The 17,644-nt window shown below is 72.7% G+C and carries 12 protein-coding genes; 2 read left to right on the top strand and 10 right to left on the bottom strand.

The window, feature by feature from the left end; translation table 11 throughout:
• Nucleotides 1-131: 131 nt before the first annotated feature.
• From AB0I22_RS28470 to AB0I22_RS28425, 10 genes are all read right to left on the bottom strand, one after another.
• The gene (locus AB0I22_RS28470; protein ID WP_363133802.1) at nucleotides 132-2,906 is read right to left on the bottom strand and encodes a M4 family metallopeptidase; all 2,775 of its coding nucleotides are present in this window, start codon (nucleotides 2,904-2,906) and stop codon (nucleotides 132-134) included.
• Between the two features lie 333 nt (nucleotides 2,907-3,239).
• On the bottom strand, nucleotides 3,240-4,280 hold the full coding sequence (locus AB0I22_RS28465) for a hydroxyacid dehydrogenase (RefSeq protein ID WP_363133801.1): 1,041 nt from the start codon (nucleotides 4,278-4,280) through the stop codon (nucleotides 3,240-3,242).
• Nucleotides 4,264-5,331: a dihydrodipicolinate synthase family protein gene (locus tag AB0I22_RS28460; RefSeq protein ID WP_363133800.1), complete on the bottom strand. Its 1,068-nt coding sequence runs from the start codon at nucleotides 5,329-5,331 to the stop codon at nucleotides 4,264-4,266. Before AB0I22_RS28460 ends, AB0I22_RS28465 begins: the two co-directional genes overlap by 17 nt.
• An 8-nt stretch (nucleotides 5,332-5,339) precedes the next feature.
• A complete protein-coding gene (locus AB0I22_RS28455; protein WP_363133799.1) occupies nucleotides 5,340-6,422 on the bottom strand; it encodes an epimerase in 1,083 nt (360 codons plus the stop codon).
• An 18-nt stretch (nucleotides 6,423-6,440) separates the two neighbouring features.
• A complete protein-coding gene (locus tag AB0I22_RS28450) occupies nucleotides 6,441-7,259 on the bottom strand; it encodes a carbohydrate ABC transporter permease (protein ID WP_363133861.1) in 819 nt (272 codons plus the stop codon).
• A gap of 125 nt (nucleotides 7,260-7,384) precedes the next feature.
• A complete protein-coding gene (locus tag AB0I22_RS28445) occupies nucleotides 7,385-8,290 on the bottom strand; it encodes a sugar ABC transporter permease (protein ID WP_363133798.1) in 906 nt (301 codons plus the stop codon).
• A 163-nt stretch (nucleotides 8,291-8,453) separates the two neighbouring features.
• On the bottom strand, nucleotides 8,454-9,731 hold the full coding sequence (locus AB0I22_RS28440) for an extracellular solute-binding protein (RefSeq protein ID WP_363133797.1): 1,278 nt from the start codon (nucleotides 9,729-9,731) through the stop codon (nucleotides 8,454-8,456).
• 141 nt (nucleotides 9,732-9,872) lie between these two features.
• Nucleotides 9,873-11,129 (bottom strand): Gfo/Idh/MocA family oxidoreductase, encoded by a 1,257-nt coding sequence (locus tag AB0I22_RS28435; protein WP_363133796.1) that lies wholly within the window; start codon nucleotides 11,127-11,129, stop codon nucleotides 9,873-9,875.
• 85 nt (nucleotides 11,130-11,214) lie between these two features.
• A complete protein-coding gene (locus tag AB0I22_RS28430; protein ID WP_363133795.1) occupies nucleotides 11,215-13,464 on the bottom strand; it encodes a peptidase C14 in 2,250 nt (749 codons plus the stop codon).
• A 238-nt stretch (nucleotides 13,465-13,702) separates the two neighbouring features.
• Complete coding sequence (locus tag AB0I22_RS28425) at nucleotides 13,703-14,821, bottom strand: IclR family transcriptional regulator (protein WP_363133794.1); 1,119 nt, start codon at nucleotides 14,819-14,821, stop codon at nucleotides 13,703-13,705.
• Nucleotides 14,822-15,056: 235 nt separating this feature from the next.
• Here AB0I22_RS28425 and AB0I22_RS28420 point away from each other — a divergent pair, with 235 nt between their 5' ends.
• Together AB0I22_RS28420 and AB0I22_RS28415 are read left to right on the top strand one after the other, a co-directional pair.
• Complete coding sequence (locus tag AB0I22_RS28420; RefSeq protein ID WP_363133793.1) at nucleotides 15,057-16,436, top strand: aspartate aminotransferase family protein; 1,380 nt, start codon at nucleotides 15,057-15,059, stop codon at nucleotides 16,434-16,436.
• Nucleotides 16,436-17,623, top strand: a complete 1,188-nt coding sequence (locus AB0I22_RS28415) for a mandelate racemase/muconate lactonizing enzyme family protein (RefSeq protein WP_363133792.1) — start codon at nucleotides 16,436-16,438, stop codon at nucleotides 17,621-17,623. Before AB0I22_RS28420 ends, AB0I22_RS28415 begins: the two co-directional genes overlap by 1 nt.
• The last annotated feature ends 21 nt before the right edge of the window (nucleotides 17,624-17,644 follow it).

Raw genomic sequence — 17,644 nt, 5'->3', positions numbered from 1 at the left:
TCCGATGACCGGCCGGGAGCGGGTCCGGTTGTGTGCGGTGTGCGGTGCGCAGCGTGTTGGTGTGGAGGGAGTGACGGCCGGCGGGCCGCGACGTGACCGCGTTCCCGCCCCCGCCCCCGGCAGCCACTCTCCTATCCGCACCGCCCCGCCGGCCGTGACCGCGTGACCAGGCGCGAGGTGCCGGTCGTGCTGTCGATCCAGACGACCTGGCGGCCACCGGGAGCGGCTGCCCACAGCTGTTCGCCGCGGGCACAGGACACCCGGTCCTTCCGCTCTCCACCCACCGAGAACTGCCAGAGCTTCCCCGTCGCCTCGTTGCCGAGGCCGGTCGCGATCGTCGGGGTGGCGACGGTGACGGCGTCATCCGTGGCGGTCACGTCGGCGATCCGCAGTGCGCCAGGGCCCTGACCAGGGCTGAGGTCCACCACGTGCGTCCCGTCCAGGTCCGCCCGGCGCAGTGCCGTGAACCCGCTCTCGCTGCCCTCGTGCGCCAGCCAGAAGACGTACGAGCCGTTGATCGCGGTGCGTCCGGCGTTCCTCAACGTGCCGAGCTGGCCCGTAGCCGTGCGCTTGCCCGTTCGCACGTCGAAGACCTCGGTGCCGAAGGTGTTTCCGGTATCCGGGTCGTACCGGCGCGTGGCGTAGGCGATCCGTCCGCCGCCGACGGACGGGAAGAACCCCTGGACGCCGCTGTCCTCCTCGATCACCCGGTGGGCGGTCGGGTCGCTCAGCCGCAGATACCGCGGGGTCCGTCCGCCCGGTATGGCACCGGCCTCGAAGACCACCAGGTCGCCGTCGACCCGCAGATCGACCGCCGCCCGTCGGCCGCGCCACAGCGTCTCGACCGGCCCGCCCGCGATCGGCCGCGCCAGGATGTCCACGGACCGCCTGTTGTACGCCAGCCACACCACCGTTCGGCCGTCGGTGGCCGGATCGACGTGCGCGCGGCCGTCGTCGGGGCTGATCCGCCGGGGCGCGCCGGTGCCGTCGGCCCGTCCGGCCCACGCCGCGGACCGCGCGGTGCTCGCGGCCCACCAGCCGCCGCCCGCGCCGATCCGCGTACCGGCCGGATCGATCCGGTCGAGGAGGACGTCGGAGTCCACGCCCAGTGCCAGTTCCCAGCCGGGCACGATGCCGTGCGCGCCGAACGCCCGCTCGGCGGCCCTGCGCTGCGCGTCGGTGGCCTTGAGGTCCCGCGCGGCGGCGAGTACGGCGGCGCGGCCCTCGGTGAATCCGTCCAGCGGGGTCAGGTACTCGGTCAGCGCCCTGTAGACGACGCGGTCGGCGAACTCGCGGCCGACGTCCTCGCGCAGGTCCCACAGGGCGCCCGAGAAGATCGTGGAGTTGAGGTGGACGCCGCCGCTGTCGGTGGCCAGGGACACGCCGAGGAAGGACTTCGAGGTGGTCCGCCCGTCGTTGAGGTCGCGGACAGCGCAGTCGCGCGGCGCTCTGGTGCGGCAGAGCGACTCGCCCAGCAGGCCGGAGTCTGGGCTGTCCATGGGGGTGCGGAAGGCGTCCGTCTCGATCGCGTTGCCGAAGTAGTCAGCGATCGCCTCGCTCAGGGCGCCGGACTGGCCCGCGTAGAGGAGTCCGGCCGAGTGGTCCACGACGCCGTGGGTCATCTCGTGCCCGACGACGTCGAGGCCCGCGGAGAGCGTGCGGTGCTCGGCGTCGCCCGCGCCGTAGACCGCCTTGCCGCCGTCCCAGAAGGCGTTGACGTACGGACGCCCGTACTGCTCGACGCCGACCAGCGAGTCGACCGCCATGCCGCGGCCGTCCAGGCTGTCCCGGCCGTGCCGCTGCCGGTAGTAGTCGTAGACCTCTCCCGCCGCCCACTGCGCGTTCACCGCACCCGCCTCGGTCGCCTCCGGGCCGAAGCCGGGCGTCGGCGAGCCGAACTCCTTGAGGTCGGACGGCCACTTCCCGGAGACGTCGTCGGCGTTCCGACCGCGCGCGTCCCAGGTCGACAGGGCGTTCTTGCTGGTGTCCGCCATACGGGAGCCGTCCCGCAGCAGGTACTCCGCGCGCGGCTCGTCGTAGGTCACGGGCAGTTCGACGGTCCGCCCGTCGTACGTGGTCCCGGAACCCTTCGCGCCGGGGGCCTCGCGGGGGGTGCTGATGGGCCCCTTCGCGCCGGGCGCTGTACGAGGCGCGGCCCCGTGCCCCTTCGCGCCGGGCACCGCGCGCAGCTCAGGGGAGGCGGCTTCGCTCGCCGCAGTGTCGGCGCCGGGTGCGTGGAACGTCTTGAGGCCGCTGTACTGGAGCAGCGGGTAGCCGTTCTCCGCGTCCACGTAGACCTCTTGGAGCACCGGCTCGGCGGTGACCGGGTGGGTGCCCCGTACGGTCACGTGCCGGGTGAGCACCCCGGCGCCCCGGGGCAGGACGACCAGGCCGCGCGCGGTACCGGTCAGCGGCCGCGCGCCGTCCCGGGGCAGCCGCGTCCCCAGGAGCCGGCCCGTAGCGGCGTCGACCGCGCGCTCGACCGCCGTCGCCTCGTCCACCGCGGGCGTGGTGCCGGCCGTCAGACCGGTGAAGTACCTGCCGGACGTCCCGGTGACGGACCGTTCGCCGCCCTTGCGCTCCATCCGCACCACGTACTGCCCGCCGAGGACGTCCACGCCCCGGTGCCGCTGCTGGAACCGCACGGTCTCGGCCCCGCCCCGGACCGACGTGGCCAGCGGGCGCAGTTCACGCGAGGCGTCGTCGACGTGGTACCGGTCTCCGCCCGACGCCAAGTACCCGCGCGCCGCGTCCACCGCGCTGCCCTTGCTCTCGGCAGTGCCCTTGACCGTGTCCTCGACCGTGCGCTGCCCCGATACCGCCGGGCCGGAACGAGGGACCGCCGCGACGGGCCCCGACGACATGACGAGCGCGGCGACGCCGATCAGCGCCACCGCACCCGCCAAACCGATTCCCGTCGTCCTCCTGGCTCCCGGCCGGTGAGCCCCGCGCGCACCCTCCGGTCTGTCTCTCCCCGTTCTGCCGTCACGCGCTCCGCACCCACGCAAGACATCCCCTCCCGCCAAGCGCCCCTCAGGCGTCACATGTCCGAGCGGAGTCATGCAAACCTGGGACCGCCGACACGGCAATGACGCATGGGGCAGGAGCGTCGATAACCATCTCGACGTACGCCAGGTGGCCGAAGGGGCCCTCCGACGAAGGGGGTTGGGTACGTACGGCCGTCACGTTCCGGCCACCGCGGACGCGCCGACCGGAAGGCCCCGGTCCGTAGCCCCCGCTCAGTGCAGGCGGACGAGAGCCTCCGGCCCCACCGGATGCGCGGGCTCGCGGCCGTCGAGAAGCCGCAGCACCTCGTCGGCCGCGCTCGCCCCCAGCCGGAGGCGGCCCTCCGCCGTGCCCGCCGCCTGATGCGGGGTGAGCAGCACATTGGGCAGGGACCGGAAGGGGTGGTCCAACGGGAGCGGCTCCGTGTCGAAGACGTCGATCGCCGCGTCGAGCCGGCCGTCGCGTACCTCGGCGAGCAGCGCCTCCTCGTCCACGAGCCAGGAGCGCGCGGTGTTCACCAGGCCCGCCCCGTCCGGCATCGAAGCCAGCCGCCGCGCGTCGAGGAGGTGCCGGGTCTCCTCGGTCGCGGGGGCGTGGACCGCCACCACCCGGCTGCCCCGCAGCAGCCGGTCGAGCGAGACGCGGTGCACGCCCAGCTCTTCGGCCTCCTCGACGCTCAGGAAGGGGTCGCTGACCGAGACCCGCGCGCCCAGAGCGCGGGCCAGGGCGATGTAGGCGCGGCCCGTGCGCGAGGCGCCGATCACTCCGATCTCGCTGCCGTGGATCTCGTGCCGGGGCGGGGCCGCGCTCGCCGTCTCCCAGTCCGCGCCGGAGTGCAGCGCGTGGTCGAAGCGGTGCACCCGGTGCAGCAGCGCGAGCGTGAAGGCGAGGGCGACCTCGGCGACCGGGCGGGCCATCGCGTCGCCGGCCTGCGTCACCCGGATGTTCCGCGCGAAGACCTCCGGAGCGACATACGGCGCCACCGCGGACCCCGTGTGGGCCACGAGCGCGAGCCGGTCGGCGGCGGCCAGCAGCGGGCCCTCCAGCCTGGGCGCGCCCCACGAGGTGATGAGGGCCCGCGCCCCCGGCAGGGCCGCCGCCAGTGCTTCGGCGTCCGTATGGGCGTCCAGCACGGTCAGTTCGGCGGCGGCCTCCAGGCGGTCCCACACCGCGGGGGCGAAGAACTCGGCGCGCAGCCGCGGCGGTACGCACACCACGACGCGCGGCCGGCCCCGTACCGCGCGGTCCGGGGCGCGGTCAGGAGAGCCAGGCATCGCGGTGCTCCGCCACGAAGGCGTCGTCGGTCAGCCAGGGGTAGGCGGCGCTCACCCGCGTCAACTCCTCGGCCTGGCCCGGGGAGAGCGTCTCCCGCGGGTCCAGGCAGCGGATGCTGTCCAGCAGCCCCTGGCGGCGCAGCACCTCGTGGACCCCGGCGATGCAGCCCCGGAACCCGCCGCGCACATCGAACACCGCGCTGTTGGCATCGGTCAGTTCGGTCCGCCGCGCGAGGCAGCGCGCCATCGCCTCGCTGTCGCCCTCCCGGGCCCGGCGCACATCCTCGAAGAGACGCACGGCGGCCCGCGTCCACACCGCCCACTGGCCGAGCAGCCCGCCCGCCACCCCGCGCCGCTGCCCGTCGGCGGTCGTGTACGAGGTGAGGAGGTCCCCGATGATGTCGTCGTCGTTGCCCGTGTAGAGGGTCACCTCTCCCGCCCGGCCGGACCTCGCGACGGCCTGGACGACGTCGGCGGTGCGGTAGCGGTCGAAGGGGGCGATCTTCACGGCGGCCGTCGAGGGGAGGTCCGCGAACGCCGACCAGAAGTCCGGCGACAGATACCGGCCGCCCACCGCCTCCTGGAGGTAGAAGCCGATCACCGGCAGCACCTCGCCCACCGCGCGGGCCCGGTCCAGCAGCCCCTTCTCGTCGGCTCCCGGCACGGCCGGGCTCAGCAGGACCGCGTCGTAGCCGAGCGACGCGGCGAGTTCGGCCTCGGCGACGGCCTGCGCGACGTAGCCGCACGCGCCCGCGACCTTCACGAACGGGCGTCCCGCCTCGGCCCGTACGGTCTCGGCGGCGAGCTCCAGCACCGGCGCGAGCAGCCCGACGCCGGGCTCCCGGATGGCGAACTGCGTGGTGTGTACGCCCACCGCCACCCCGCCGGCGCCCGAAGCCAGGTAGTAGCGGGTCAGGGCGCGCTGGCGGCGCTCGTCGAGTCCGCGTCCGAGCGTGAGGGCGAGCGGATGCGCGGGGATCACGGTGCCCCGCCCGAGCAGATCCAGTGCGGGGGAGCCGCCGGGCGGCGGCGTGGGGGAGGAGAGGGACATGGCGCGGTTCAGAACCTTCCGTCGCGGGACTGGAACTTGGTGGCCTTGCCGGACAGGGGGAGCCCGCGGCGCAGCCAGTCGGCCTGCCAGCGGACGAGGGTGCGCAGCGGCACGTCGGGGTAGCCGAAGAGGGCGTGGCAGCGGCTCGCGTCGGACAGCAGCGCCGTGTCCGCCTCCGCCCCGGCCAGTACCGGCTCCCGGCCCAGTTCGTCGCCGAACCACCGCGCTATCCGCCGCACCGAGGCGGTCTCCGGGCCCGTCAGGTTCAGGGTGAAGCCCTCTCCCGTCGTCGCGTGGAGCAGGGAGCGCAGGGCCGCCTCGTTCGCGTAGCCCTGCCATACGACGTTGGCGTGGCCCGTGGTCAGGTCCACGGGCTCCCCGGCCCGGACTCGTTCGCCGATGTCCGCGAGTACCCCGTACCGCAGGTCGATCGCGTAGTTGAGGCGGATCAGCGCGACCCGCGCGTCGCGGGTGAGGGCCGCGTGCTGGAAGACGCGTTCGCGCCCCAGACACGACATCGCGTACTCGCCGACCGGCGCCACCGCGTCGTCCTCGGTGCTGCCGCCGGAGCCGATCGGTACGAGCGGATACACGTTGCCCGTCGAGAAGGCGGCGATCCGCGCCCCGGACCAGCGGCGCGCCACCCGGTCGGGCATCGCCGCGTTGACGGCCCACGCGTGCGCGGGCGCGCCGCTGGAGCCGAACTTGGCGCCCACCATGAACACCACGCTGCCCGCGTCGGGCAGCGCCGTGAGATCGGCGTCCGGGTCCATCAGGTCGAACGCCACGGTGCGTACGCCGTGTTCGGCGAGGTCCCGCGCGGCGGCCGGGTCGGACCAGCGCGACACGGCGTGCACCGTCACATCGTCGCGCCCGGCCGCGTCGAGCGCGCGCCGGGCCAGTCGGCACAGGCTCGGCCCCATCTTCCCGCCGGCGCCCAGCACCAGCAGGTCGCCCTCCAGCGCTCCCATGTCGCGGATCAGCGCGGGGGAGGGGGCGGTCAGCCGCTCCTCCAGGGCGGCCTCGCTCGCGAAGCCGGGCTCCGGGACCGTGAGTTCACCGGCAGGGGCGGGTGCGGCGGAAGAAAGCATGGCTGTTCTCATTCGGTCTCATCCCTTGATTCCGGACGCCGAGACGCCCTCGGTGAAGTAGCGCTGCCCGACGAGGTAGGCGGCGAAGATCGGTACGAACGCGATGACGGAGCCGGACAGCACGACGTTGAGCGGCACGTTCTGCTGCTGGAGCGAGGCGATGCCCACCGTGAGGGTGCGCATGTCGGTGGACTGGCCGACGATCAGCGGCCACAGGAAGTCGTTCCAGTGCCACAGGAAGACGAAGACGCCGAGCGTCGCGAGGATCGGTTTGAGCAGCGGCAGCACGATCCGGTAGAAGACCTGCCACTCGCTGCACCCGTCCAGCCGGGCCGCCTCGAAGAGCTCGTCGGGCAGCCCCCGTACGAACTGGCGCATCAGGAAGACCGCCTGGGCGTTGGCGAGCGTGGGGAGGATCAGTCCCCAGTAGGTGTCGACCCCGCCGAGCTTCGCGATCATGGCGAAGGTCGGGATCATCGTGACGTGGTACGGGACCATCACCATGGACAGGAACGACCAGAACATCGCCTCCCGGCCGGGGAACCGCTTCTTCGCGAAGGCGTAGCCGGCCAGCGCGGCGAGCAGCAGCACGCCGACCACCGAGACCACCGAGTACAGCAGGGTGTTGAGCAGCCAGCGCAGCACGCTCTGCGCGCCGAGCACCGTGTCGTACGCCTCGCCGCTGAGCGGCCAGGGCAGCAGGCTGCCGGGGAACTCGACGGCCGCCGACGGCTTCAGGGACAGTACGACCATCGCGTAGAACGGGAAGATCGTCACGAGCGCGGCGACGGCCAGCAGCACGCCCCGGACGATCCGTCCCCCGCGCGTGCCGCGCATCGCGTGCGGCACGCTGTCCCGGTCGGCGGCCCGGCGCCGGGCGCGCTCGGCGCGGCGCTCCGCGCGGTCCGGGCCCGGCGGTACGGGCGTGGGCGGCGCTTTCTCGATGGAGGCGCTGGTCATGGTCACGTGTCCTTCCCGATGACGAGCCGCTGGATCAGCGCGACCACGAGGGTCAGTACGAACAGCGCGACCCCGATGGTCGCCGCGTAGCCCAGGTCGAAGTACTTGAAGCCCGCGTCGTAGAGCTGGAAGACGAGCGTGTAGCTCGCGTTGGCGGGGCCGCCCCCGGTCATCGTGTAGATCGCGTCGAAGACCTGGAAGGAGGAGGTGGTCTCGATGACGGCGAGGAAGAACATCGCGGGCCGCAGCTGCGGCAGCACGATGTGCCGGAACCGCTGCCAGGGCCCCGCGCCGTCGGTCAGCGCGGCCTCCTCCAGCTCGCGCGGGATGTCCTGCATGCGCGCGAGCAGGATGAGCATCCCGTAGCCGAACCGCGACCAGATCCCGATGAGCGCGAGGGCCGGGAGCACGAGGACGTGGTCGCCGAGCCACGAGGAGCCGGACAGGCCGAACCAGCTCATGAACGTCGACCACGGCCCGCCCGTGGAGAAGATCCACACGAAGACCGTCGCGGCGAGCACGAGGGAGGTGACGACCGGCAGGAAGAACACCGAGCGGAACACCTTGGAGCCCCGGAAGGCCCGCCGGGTCAGCAGCGCCAGCGCGGTCGAGGCGGCCACCGTCCCCGGCACCGCCATGACCGTGTAGAGGACGGTGACCTTGAGGGACTTCCAGAACAGCGGGTCGTGCCACAGGCGGTTGAAGTTGTCGAGGCCGATGAAGCGCCCGCCGCCGGTGAGCGAGTAGTCCGTGAAGCTCATCAGCACACCGGCGATGCCGGGGCCGAAGCGGAAGGCGAGGAAGAGCAGGAAGCAGGGGAGGACGAAGAGCAGGCCGATCCGGGCCTCGCGGCGTGCCTGCGGCCCGCTGCGGCGGCCCCGGCGCCCGGGTTCCGCGACGACTGCCACGGGGACTCCTTACGGGGTGGTACGAGGTGGGTGAAGGGGAGGGAAGCCGGCGCGGAGAACCCACGCGCCGTCCGCATCGCGGATCGGACCAGCCGGGGCGCAGGGCCGCTCGGCCCGCGCGATGTGCGACAAGAGCGCTTCGGCGCCCGGTCAGGGCTCGGCGTCAGCGGCCGAGCATCGCGTCCGCCGCGTTCGCGGCCGTGCGCAGCGCGTCCTCGGGGGACTTGTCGCCGAGCAGCGCCGCCTGGATCTCGGGGGCCAGCATCCCCATCACCTCGCGGGACCTGTGCCAGAGCGGACCGGCGTTCATGCTCGGCAGCGTCTTGGACACCGCGGTCTGGAGGGGGTCGCCCGGGTACAGGTCCTTCGCGGAGCGGCGGGCCGGGAAGTAGCCGGCCTCCTTCTCCAGGCCCGCCGCGTGCTCCGGCCGGGCCACGAAGTCGATCCACTCGCCGGCCGCCTTGGTGTTGCCGCCCTTGAGCAGGGACAGCGCGCCCACGGTCCCGTAGCCGACCGAGTCGACGTCCTTGAGCGGGGGCAGGACGACGGTGTTCTTCCGGCCCCAGAAGGGCTCGACGTCGGCCGGGGTGTTCTGCCAGGTGCACGCGACCTTGCCGCGGGCGACGGGCGTCTGCTCCAGCTTCGGCGTGGTCGTCACGAGATCGCGGTCGGTATAGCCGCCGGCCACGAGCTTCTTGAGATACGTGAGGGCCTTGACGCCTTCCGGGCCCGCGAACGCGGTCTTCTTGCCGTCCTTGCTGAAGACGTCGCCGCCCGCCTGCCACAGCAGCGGATAGAACGTCAGGTTCAGGGTCTGCTGGGTGTCGCCGCTGTAGCTCGTCGCGTAGTAGCCCTTCTCCTTGAGCCGGGGCGCGAGCCGTGCGAGGTCCTTCCAGGTGTGCGGGTACCGCTTCTCGCCGATCGCCGTGAACACCCGCTTGTCGCAGATCAGCGGGTTCCCGCTGGTGAGTACGGGCGCGCCGAGGGTCTTGCCGTCGGCGGTGACCGACTTGAGGGCGAAGTCCGTGTAGTCCGCGCGGGCGCTCCGGGACAGGTACTCCTCGGCGGGCACGATGTTCCGCTTGTACATCGGGAGTTGGTCGGGGACGAGATAGACGACGTCGGGCCCCTTGCCGGAGGCGATGGCGGTCGCGAGCGCGGTGTCGCGGTTGGCCCACGGGAAGGTCTCCACCTTCACCGTGATCCCGGCGTGCTGCTTCTCGAACTCCTTGACCAGACCGTTCCAGTACGCCTTGTTCTTCGCCTCGTCGAAGATCACCGGATAGGTCCACATCGTGATGGTGCGGCTGTCGCTCCCGCGGCCCGAGCCGCAGCCGGCGACGGCGGTGGCGGCCAGAGCGGCGGCGAGCGCCGCGGCGGCCGCCGAGCGCCGTCCGCGGCGCCGGCCGGCCGGGGCCGAGGCCCGGGACGTGAGGGGCATGAGTGGTGCCTCCGAAGGGAGCGGTGGTGGGTCGGCGAGTTGGGGGGCTATGGGCTGCCAGGGGTGTGGGCGTCGCGGGCCCGGACCCCGGGAGCGGGTCCGGGCCCGCGCCCCGGCGCGGGATCTACGAGCGGGCCGGGCTCAGTGGACGGGCACCTGCTGGACGGTGCGGGTGTGCCGGGCCCGTTCCGCCGCGAAGGCCGCGAGATGGCTGCCCAGGGACGCGTCCGTACCGGAGCGGATCGCCTCCGGGTCGCCGGTGGCGACCGCCCGTACGAACGCGGCGACGAGCGCGGTGTCGCCGCCGCCGTGCCCGTCGGCCGCGTTCGAACCGCTGTCGCCCAGCTCGTGGACCTGGCTCTCCCCGGTGCGGAAGTCCTGCACGGTCACCCGCTCGCCGTCTCCGCTGAGCCAGCCGTGCGAGCCGAAGATTCTGGTCTGCCGGTGCGTCTGCTCGGTGAAGGCCACCATCTGGAAGGTCGCCGTGAGGGAGCCGGACAGCCGCATCGCGACCACCTGGTGGTCCACGACATCGTTCTCCCCCGCGTACACGCACACGCCGTACGGGCCGGTGCGCAGTGCCTCCCGCAGCCCTTCCTCGTCCGTGGCCTCGGTGACGTGGGTGACCGGCCACACCGCGCCCTCGTCGCGCAGCGTCGGCATGTAGAGCTTGGGGGCGCTGTACGGGCAGTCGGGCTCGACGGGGCAGTCCAGGCAGCGGTCCGCCGCCCCGGCCGGCTTGTTCTCCGGCCGGAAGTGCTTGAGGCCGCCGAAGCTCGCGACCTCCTCGATCCTGGCGCCGAGCACGTAGCTGATCCAGTCCAGGTCGTGACAGGACTTGGCGAGGATCATCGGCGAGGATTCCTGCTCGCTGTGCCAGGGCCCGCGTACGAAGCTGTGCGCGTAGTGCCACCAGCCGACCGGCTCCAGGTGGTCCATCGAGACGAGTTCGCCCAGCACACCGGAGTCGACGACGCTCTTCACCAGGTCGGTGTACTCCGTGTACCGCAGGACGTGGCACACGGCGAACAGCACGCCGGCTTCGCGCACCCCCTCGACGAGCTGCCTGGTCTCCTCCTCGGTGGGCGCCAGCGGCTTCTCGGCGAGGATCGCGTATCCGGCCCGCGCCAGAGCCAGGACCGGTTCGACGTGGTCGCGGTCCTGGGTGGCGACGATGACCGCGTCGGCTATGCGGTTCTCGGCGAGGGGGCGCCAGTCGTCGAACTCCAGGGGCGCGCCCGAGGCGGCGCGGGCGGACGGGCGCGGGTCGGCCACGGCGACCAGTTCGGCCTGCTCGGGGTGGTCCTTGATCCACTCGGCGTAGGTGAGGCCGCGCTGGCCGGCGCCGACGACGGCGACCCGGACGGGGCGGTCGGTGATCGGGGGGTGCAGTGTCACGAGAGTTCCCAGTGGTGTCTGAGGGGCAATTACGAGGGATAATTGTGCGCTTCACCAGGGGCGCACTCAGGGGGCGGTCGGCCCCTCAGAGGCTGAGGTTGCCCTTGCTGTGGGAGACGCGCGCGCTCTCCTTCGGCATCGCCGCGCGGGCCGTGCCGTCCTCGACGCACGCGGTGTGCAGCAGGTGACCGCCCGCGCCGAAACCGGCCTGCCGCAGGTCCAAAGTCCCGCCGGTGAAGGTGCAGCCGCTCGCGCGGTACCGGTTGGTCCCCTCGCCGATGCTCACGTGGGCGCGACCGCCGCCGGCTCGCGCGTCGACGCCGGAGAGCTGCCAGGTCACGGTGCGGTCGCCGGCGCCGCGGGAGAGCAGCGCCGCGCCGCTGCCGCGCGCGCCGATCCGGGCCCCGGCCAGCCGCAGCAGCTGGTCCCCGGAGCCGGTCAACCGCACGGCAGCGTCGCGCAGTTCCCCGCCCTCGACATGGACCTCGCCGTGCCGGTACGTCACCGGGTCGGCGCCCTCGGACGCGGTGAGCACGCAGTGGTCGAGTACGAGCGGCCCGGTGCCGTTGAAGCGCGCGCCGTCGACACCGGCGAGCGAAGTCCGCTCCAGGGTCAGCGGGGCGTCGACCGAGCCCTGGGTGATCTCGGCGTTCTTCGTGAAGGCGAACGCCGAATCGCTGATGGTGCTGGGCCGCTGGGACAGGGAGGACGTCCGCGACACGATGAGCGGCCCGCTCGCGGTGCAGCCGCGCACCTGCACCCCGTCGGCGTTGACCCAGAGCATCCCCGAACCGTCGAGGGACTTCTTGCCGATGACGGTCATGTCCTCCAGCGTCAGGTCGGTGACCCTGACGCGTGCCACGAACCACGAGCAGGAGTGGCGGCGCACCGTGATCCGTTTGGCCGCGCCGCCCCAGGCCGTACCGGAGTTGGCGAAGGTCATGAGCCCGGAATTGCCGGTGTAGACGAGATCGTGCTCGAACTGCCCGTGGGTGACGAAGGGCCCCTGATCGTCGCCGTCGCCGTGGCAGTTGGTCACGTAGCAGTAGGCGGAGGCCGTGAAGTCGTTGAGATGGCGGGCGTTGGAGGTGTGGCAGTCGGAGACATGGCCGTAGAGGCAGTAGATCTGCTGCGTGAGGTAGCCGGCCCCGCCGTGGGTGACCGACTTGGGGTTGGCCAGCGAGCACTGCTCGGTGCGGTAGTGGGTGCACCAGCGGCGCATCACCACCGGCCAGAACGTGCCGGCGGCCTCGATCCCGGAGACGTCGCAGTGCACCGCGTACTCGTAGGCGACCGGGTGCGAGCCGGTGTACTCGTCGTCGCCCGCCCCCTCGAAGACGAGGTCGCGCACGTGGCTGCGGCTCACCGGCTCGACCCGGGTCCAGGTCAGGGTGCGCCCCGCCGCCAGCTCCCAGCCGATCTGGTACGCGACGCGGATATGGCCGCCGTCCACCACGTCGGTGACCTGGACGAGGCGCTGTACCTCCTTCTCGTACTTGCCCTTGAGCGCGTCCACCTCCACGGCCCACCACTGGCCGACGGCGAACCCGGCGGAGTCGCCCACCTCGAAGAGGTCGCTGAGGTCGGGCATCACGGAGCCGAGGGTGTGCCGGTGCACGGTGTCGGTGACCTTGCCGCGGAAGGAGAACACCGCCCCGAAGGGGTTGTCCCGCGTGTTCTTCTCGATCCCGGCCGTACGGACGTGATGGCCGCCGAAGTCCAGCTCGATGCCCGACCGGGACCACAGATGGCGTCTGCGGAACAGCAGATCGGTGTGGGCCTCGACGCGGTGTACGGCCGGGTCGGCCACCAGCGCGTCGAGTGCGTCGTCCGCGGGCGTACCGGCGTCGAAGTGCCCGAAGGTCCGCAGGTCGACGGCGCCGTCGTGCAGTTGGAGCCAGCGGCCGCGGCTCGGCGCGGAATCGGGCGCGATCACGGTTCCGCCGTTGTGGGCGGCGGTCGCGGACGCTGTCCAGCGCACCGCCATGCCGCCGCCGTCGCCCCGCGCGCGGTAGCCGGCGAGCAGGGCGAGCGCGCCGTCCTCGGCCGCCGTGGGACGCAGCTCGCGCAGGCGGGCCACGGTGTCGAGGCGACGGACCGTACCGGAGGGGTGCGGGTCCGTGGCGGCTCGCGGCGCGGCGGGGTGGGCCGCGGCGGGTTGGGCTACGGCCGAACCCGATCCGGTCACCGCGCCGGCGGCGAGCAGCCCGGCCAGGCCCGAGGCGCGCAGGAACGAGCGGCGGGCGTTTGAGGGCGGGGCGTCCGAGGACGGGGTGTTCGGAACCGGGGCGTCGGAGGGTGGAGTGGAGGAGGGAAAGGAGGGGGGAACGCTCATGACGGACTTCGCCTTCCGAGAAGTGCCGAGGGGGGAGCGTTCCTGCGCGGGCTGCCGTGGAGCGGATGGCTGAGAAGAGGGGGCGACCGGGGGCCGGGGCGTACTGGGCAGGCGCCGGGGCGGGCCGCGAGGCGGGTCCGGTGCGCGTTCGCACCGTGACCGCCACGGGGCCGCGCGGCCGGTGATGATCACGGGCAGCGCGGTTGGCCGGAAAGCTACGCCGGGCGTGCGGCCCGCGTCAAGACCCGGTGGCGCTTCCGCCGTCCTGCCGGGTGTCGCGCGGGTCGGGGACCCATGGCGGCTGTTGAGCGGGGGACGACGGCGGCTGGGGAGCCGGTTGCGCGACCGGATGTGACGACGGCTGCGACGACGACTGTGGAGCCGGTGGCGGAATCGGCTGCGACGACGGCTGCGAAGCCGGATGTGACGACGGCTGCGAACCCGGCTGTTCGGTCGGCTGTGGGGCCGCCTGCGAGGCCAGTTGCGGGGACGGCTGTGGAGCCTGCGGCGGAACCGGCTGTGGGATCGCCTCCGAGACCGAGTCCTCCGCCGTCGCCTTCGTCTCCTGGCCCAGGCCCTCGCTGATGCGCCGTGCGGCGTCCCTGACCTGCCCGCCCAGCTCCTGGTAACGCCACGCGGGCAGGCCGAGCTTGAGGCCGGTGATGCTGATGGCGCCCGCGCAGCCGCCCAGGTGGTCGCGGACCGGGGCGCCGACGCAGATGACTCCTTCGGCGTCCTCCTCGTCGTCCAGCGCGTAGCCGATCCGGTCGATGTCGCGCAGGTGCGCGAGGAGGGTCGCCGGGTCGGTGATCGTCCGGGCGGTGCGGCGCGGCAGACCGAACCGCTCGACCACGAGGGCCGCTTCGGCGGGGGAGAGGGCGGAGAGCAGCGCCTTGCCCAGCCCGGTGCAGTGCGGCAGTTCGCGCTGTCCCATGCGCAGATCGAGGCGGATGCGCTGGTCCGTCTCCACCTGGTCCACGACCACGGCGTGGCCGCCCTCGGGCACGGCGAGGCGGGAGGCCATGCCGGTGAGGGAGGTCAGTTCGCGCAGCACCGGGTGGGCGACCGTCCGCAGGGACACCTGGGAGCGGGCCCGGTCGCCGAGGCGCGCGAGTCCCATGCCCAGGCGGTAGCGCCGGCTCATGCCCTCGCCGTCGTCGGAGACGAGCCCGTACGCCCGCAGGGTCTGGAGCATGCCGAAGGTGGCGCTCTTGGCGATCCCGCAGTTCCGCGCGACCTCGGTGACGCTCATGCCCCGGTCCGGTTCCGCGGTGGCCAGGGTCTCAAGGATGTCCGCGGCCCTCGCCACGCTCTTGACCCAGTATTTCGACTCGGCTGGATCTTGGCTGTTCGTCATAGCTGAACAGCGTAGTGCCTTCTCTCGGGATTCTGGGGCGAGTTCGCGCCGAAAGTTGCACGGATAGGGGGTTGACCTCCGCGATTTTCGGCCCGTACGATCCTGGCTGTTCTGGAATGCAGAACGCTGTTCAGAAAAATTCCTGCGAAGACCGCCGGCGGATGGCGCCATGGCTCCCGGGGACCGGGCAGGACCCCGACGGGCCGGACGACTCTCGACGCAAGGAGCACCGATCATGAGTTCAGGCCAGGACGGCACCACCGCCGAGCGGCTCGCCCGGCGGGCCCGCCAGGTCGTGCCCGGTGGCGTGAACAGCGGGCAGCGCAGCATCCCCGGTCTGACCGACCTCGTCGTGACCGGCACCGGGGGAGCCCGCTTCCGCACCGCGGACGGGCGTGAGTTCACGGACTTCCATGCCGCGTTCGGCCCCCCGCTCCTCGGCCACAACGACCCTGACGTGGCCCGCGCCGCCGAGGAGGCCGGCCGGAGCCTCGGCCACATGGGCGTGGGCGTCACCGAAGGTGAGGTGCGCCTCGCCGAACAGCTCGCCGAGCTCATCCCCTCGGTCGAGAAGCTGCTGCTCACCTCGACCGGCAGCGAGGCCACCTTCCACGCCCTGCGCGTCGCCCGCGCCGCGACCGGACGGCGGCTGATCGTCAAGTTCCAGGGCTGCTACCACGGTTGGCATGACGCGGTCAGCCTCAACGTCATCTCGGCGCCCGAGAAGGTCGGCGGCCACGACCCGATCTCCACCGGCATCCTGCCCGAAGTCCTCGCCGCCACCCTCGTCCTGCCCTTCAACGACAGCGAGGCGGTCCGCCGGGCCTTCGCCGAGCACGGCCAGGACATCGCCGCCGTCATCGTCGAACCCGTGCCCCACAACGTGGGCGCCCTCCTCCCGTACCAGGAGTTCCTGCGGACCTTGCGGGAGGAGACCACGAAGGCAGGCAGCGTCCTCGTCTTCGACGAAGTGATCACGGGCTTCCGCCACGACCTCGGCGGCTGGCAGCGCATCAGCGGCGTCACCCCCGACCTCACGACGCTCGGCAAGGCCATCGCCAACGGCGCCCCCGTCGCGGCGATCGGCGGCCGGGCCGACCTGATGGACCTGTTCTCGACGACGCCGGGCGCCCCCGCCTTCTTCGCCGGCACCTACAACGGCCACCCCTCGGTCGTGGCCGCCGCGCTGGCCACCCTCCGCAAGCTCCGCGAGGAGCCGGTCCACGAGCACGTCTTCCGGCTCGGCGACCGCGTCCGCGGCGAACTGGGCGCGCTCTACACCCGCCTCGGCGTGCCCGCCGTCGTCACCGGCTACGGCTCCGTGTTCGTCACGTACTTCATGCCGGGCTTCACCCCCGACATGCCGCCGCGCACCTACCGCGACCTGCTGGCCAACGACGCCTCCCTCTTCGTCGGCTACCGCCGCCGCCTCATCGAGCACGGCCTGTTCGAGCTGCCCCTCAACCTCAAGCGCAGCCACATCAGTTACGCCCACACCGACGCGGACGTCGACCGGCTCCTCGAAGCCACCGAGGCGGCCGTCGAGGCGGTCATAGCCGAGGGCGGCGTCCGCGACCTCAGCCACACCTCGACCATGGGCGGAGCCCACCTCTGATGCTCACCGTCAACCGCACCCGCCCCACCGGTCCGGCCGGCCGCGTCAGCCGGGTGGAGACCCTGATGCTCGGCACCGCGTGGCGCGACTTCGGCTACGTACGCGTGCACACCGACGAGGGGCTCTCCGGCGTCGGCGAGATCACCCACCCCTACCGGGGGCAGGAGGTGTGCGCCCTCACCGAGTCCCTCGCCGGCCGGCATCTGCTGGGCGCCGACCCCTTCGACACCGAGGAGATCTGGCTCCGCCTCTACCAAGGCGACTTCCTGCGCGGCGGAGACGTCGGCGGCGTCGCGCTCTCCGGCCTCGACCAGGCCCTGCACGACCTCATGGGCAAGGCCCTCGGCGTCCCCGTCTACCGGCTCACCGGAGGCGCGTGCCGCGACACCGTCCGGGTCTACGCCAACGGCTGGTACAACGGCGAGCGCGACCCCGAGACCTTCGCCGCCAAGGCGCGGGAGACCCTGGCCAAGGGGTACAGCGCCCTCAAGTTCGACCCCTTCGGCCCCGGACTGCACGAACTGGAGCGAGCCGAACTGCGCCGCTCCGTCGACCTGGTGGCGGCCGTCCGCGAGGCCGTCGGTCCCGACACGGACCTCTTCATCGAGGGACACGCGCGGTTCGCGATGCCCACCGCCGCCCGGCTGCTGCGCGAGCTCGAACCCTTCGACATCGGCTGGTTCGAGGAGCCGATGCCCTGGACCCACATCGAGCGCTACCGCGAGCTGCGGCAGCGGGCCGCCTTCCCGATCTCCGGCGGAGAGCACTTCCACAACCGCTACGAGTACAAGCAGCTCTTCGCGACCGAGGCCGTCGACATCGTGCAGCCCGACCTCTCGATGGCCGGGGGCTTCACCGAGATGCGGAAGATCGCCGCCGCCGCCGACACCCACGGCATGCTCGTCGCCCCGCACAACTCCAACTCCCCGCTGTGCACGACGGCCTCCGCCCACGCGGCCCTCGGCATCCCCAACCTCAAGATCCTGGAGACCTTCGACAGCCTCCTGGAGGACCACGTCTTCGCGGCGCTGCGGGGCGTCCTGCCCGTGGAGAACGGCCGCCTGCCGCTGTCCACCGACCCCGGGCTCGGCGTCGAACTGGTCGACGAGGTCTTCGAGGAGCACCCGCCCACCCACCGCTTCTGGAACATGTTCAGCGAAGGCTGGGAGAAGAGGAACCGCACATGAGCCCGGCCGGCACCGCCCCGG

This window comes from Streptomyces sp. NPDC050610, from assembly GCF_040654875.1.
GTDB lineage: Bacteria > Actinomycetota > Actinomycetes > Streptomycetales > Streptomycetaceae > Streptomyces.
Note: the sequence above shows the minus strand (reverse complement) of the source record. Positions and strands in the feature narration are given on the sequence as shown.

Excerpts from the sequence above, each read along its gene's own strand:
- AB0I22_RS28465 (WP_363133801.1), bottom strand. The coding sequence starts at position 4,280 with ATGCCTGGCTCTCCTGACCGCGCCCCGGACCGCGCGGTACGGGGCCGG.
- AB0I22_RS28460 (WP_363133800.1), bottom strand. The coding sequence starts at position 5,331 with ATGTCCCTCTCCTCCCCCACGCCGCCGCCCGGCGGCTCCCCCGCACTG.
- AB0I22_RS28455 (WP_363133799.1), bottom strand. The coding sequence starts at position 6,422 with ATGCTTTCTTCCGCCGCACCCGCCCCTGCCGGTGAACTCACGGTCCCG.
- AB0I22_RS28450 (WP_363133861.1), bottom strand. The coding sequence starts at position 7,259 with ATGCGCGGCACGCGCGGGGGACGGATCGTCCGGGGCGTGCTGCTGGCC.
- AB0I22_RS28440 (WP_363133797.1), bottom strand. The coding sequence starts at position 9,731 with ATGCCCCTCACGTCCCGGGCCTCGGCCCCGGCCGGCCGGCGCCGCGGA.
- AB0I22_RS28430 (WP_363133795.1), bottom strand. The coding sequence starts at position 13,464 with ATGAGCGTTCCCCCCTCCTTTCCCTCCTCCACTCCACCCTCCGACGCC.
- AB0I22_RS28425 (WP_363133794.1), bottom strand. The coding sequence starts at position 14,821 with ATGACGAACAGCCAAGATCCAGCCGAGTCGAAATACTGGGTCAAGAGC.
- AB0I22_RS28420 (WP_363133793.1), top strand. The coding sequence starts at position 15,057 with ATGAGTTCAGGCCAGGACGGCACCACCGCCGAGCGGCTCGCCCGGCGG.
- AB0I22_RS28415 (WP_363133792.1), top strand. The coding sequence starts at position 16,436 with ATGCTCACCGTCAACCGCACCCGCCCCACCGGTCCGGCCGGCCGCGTC.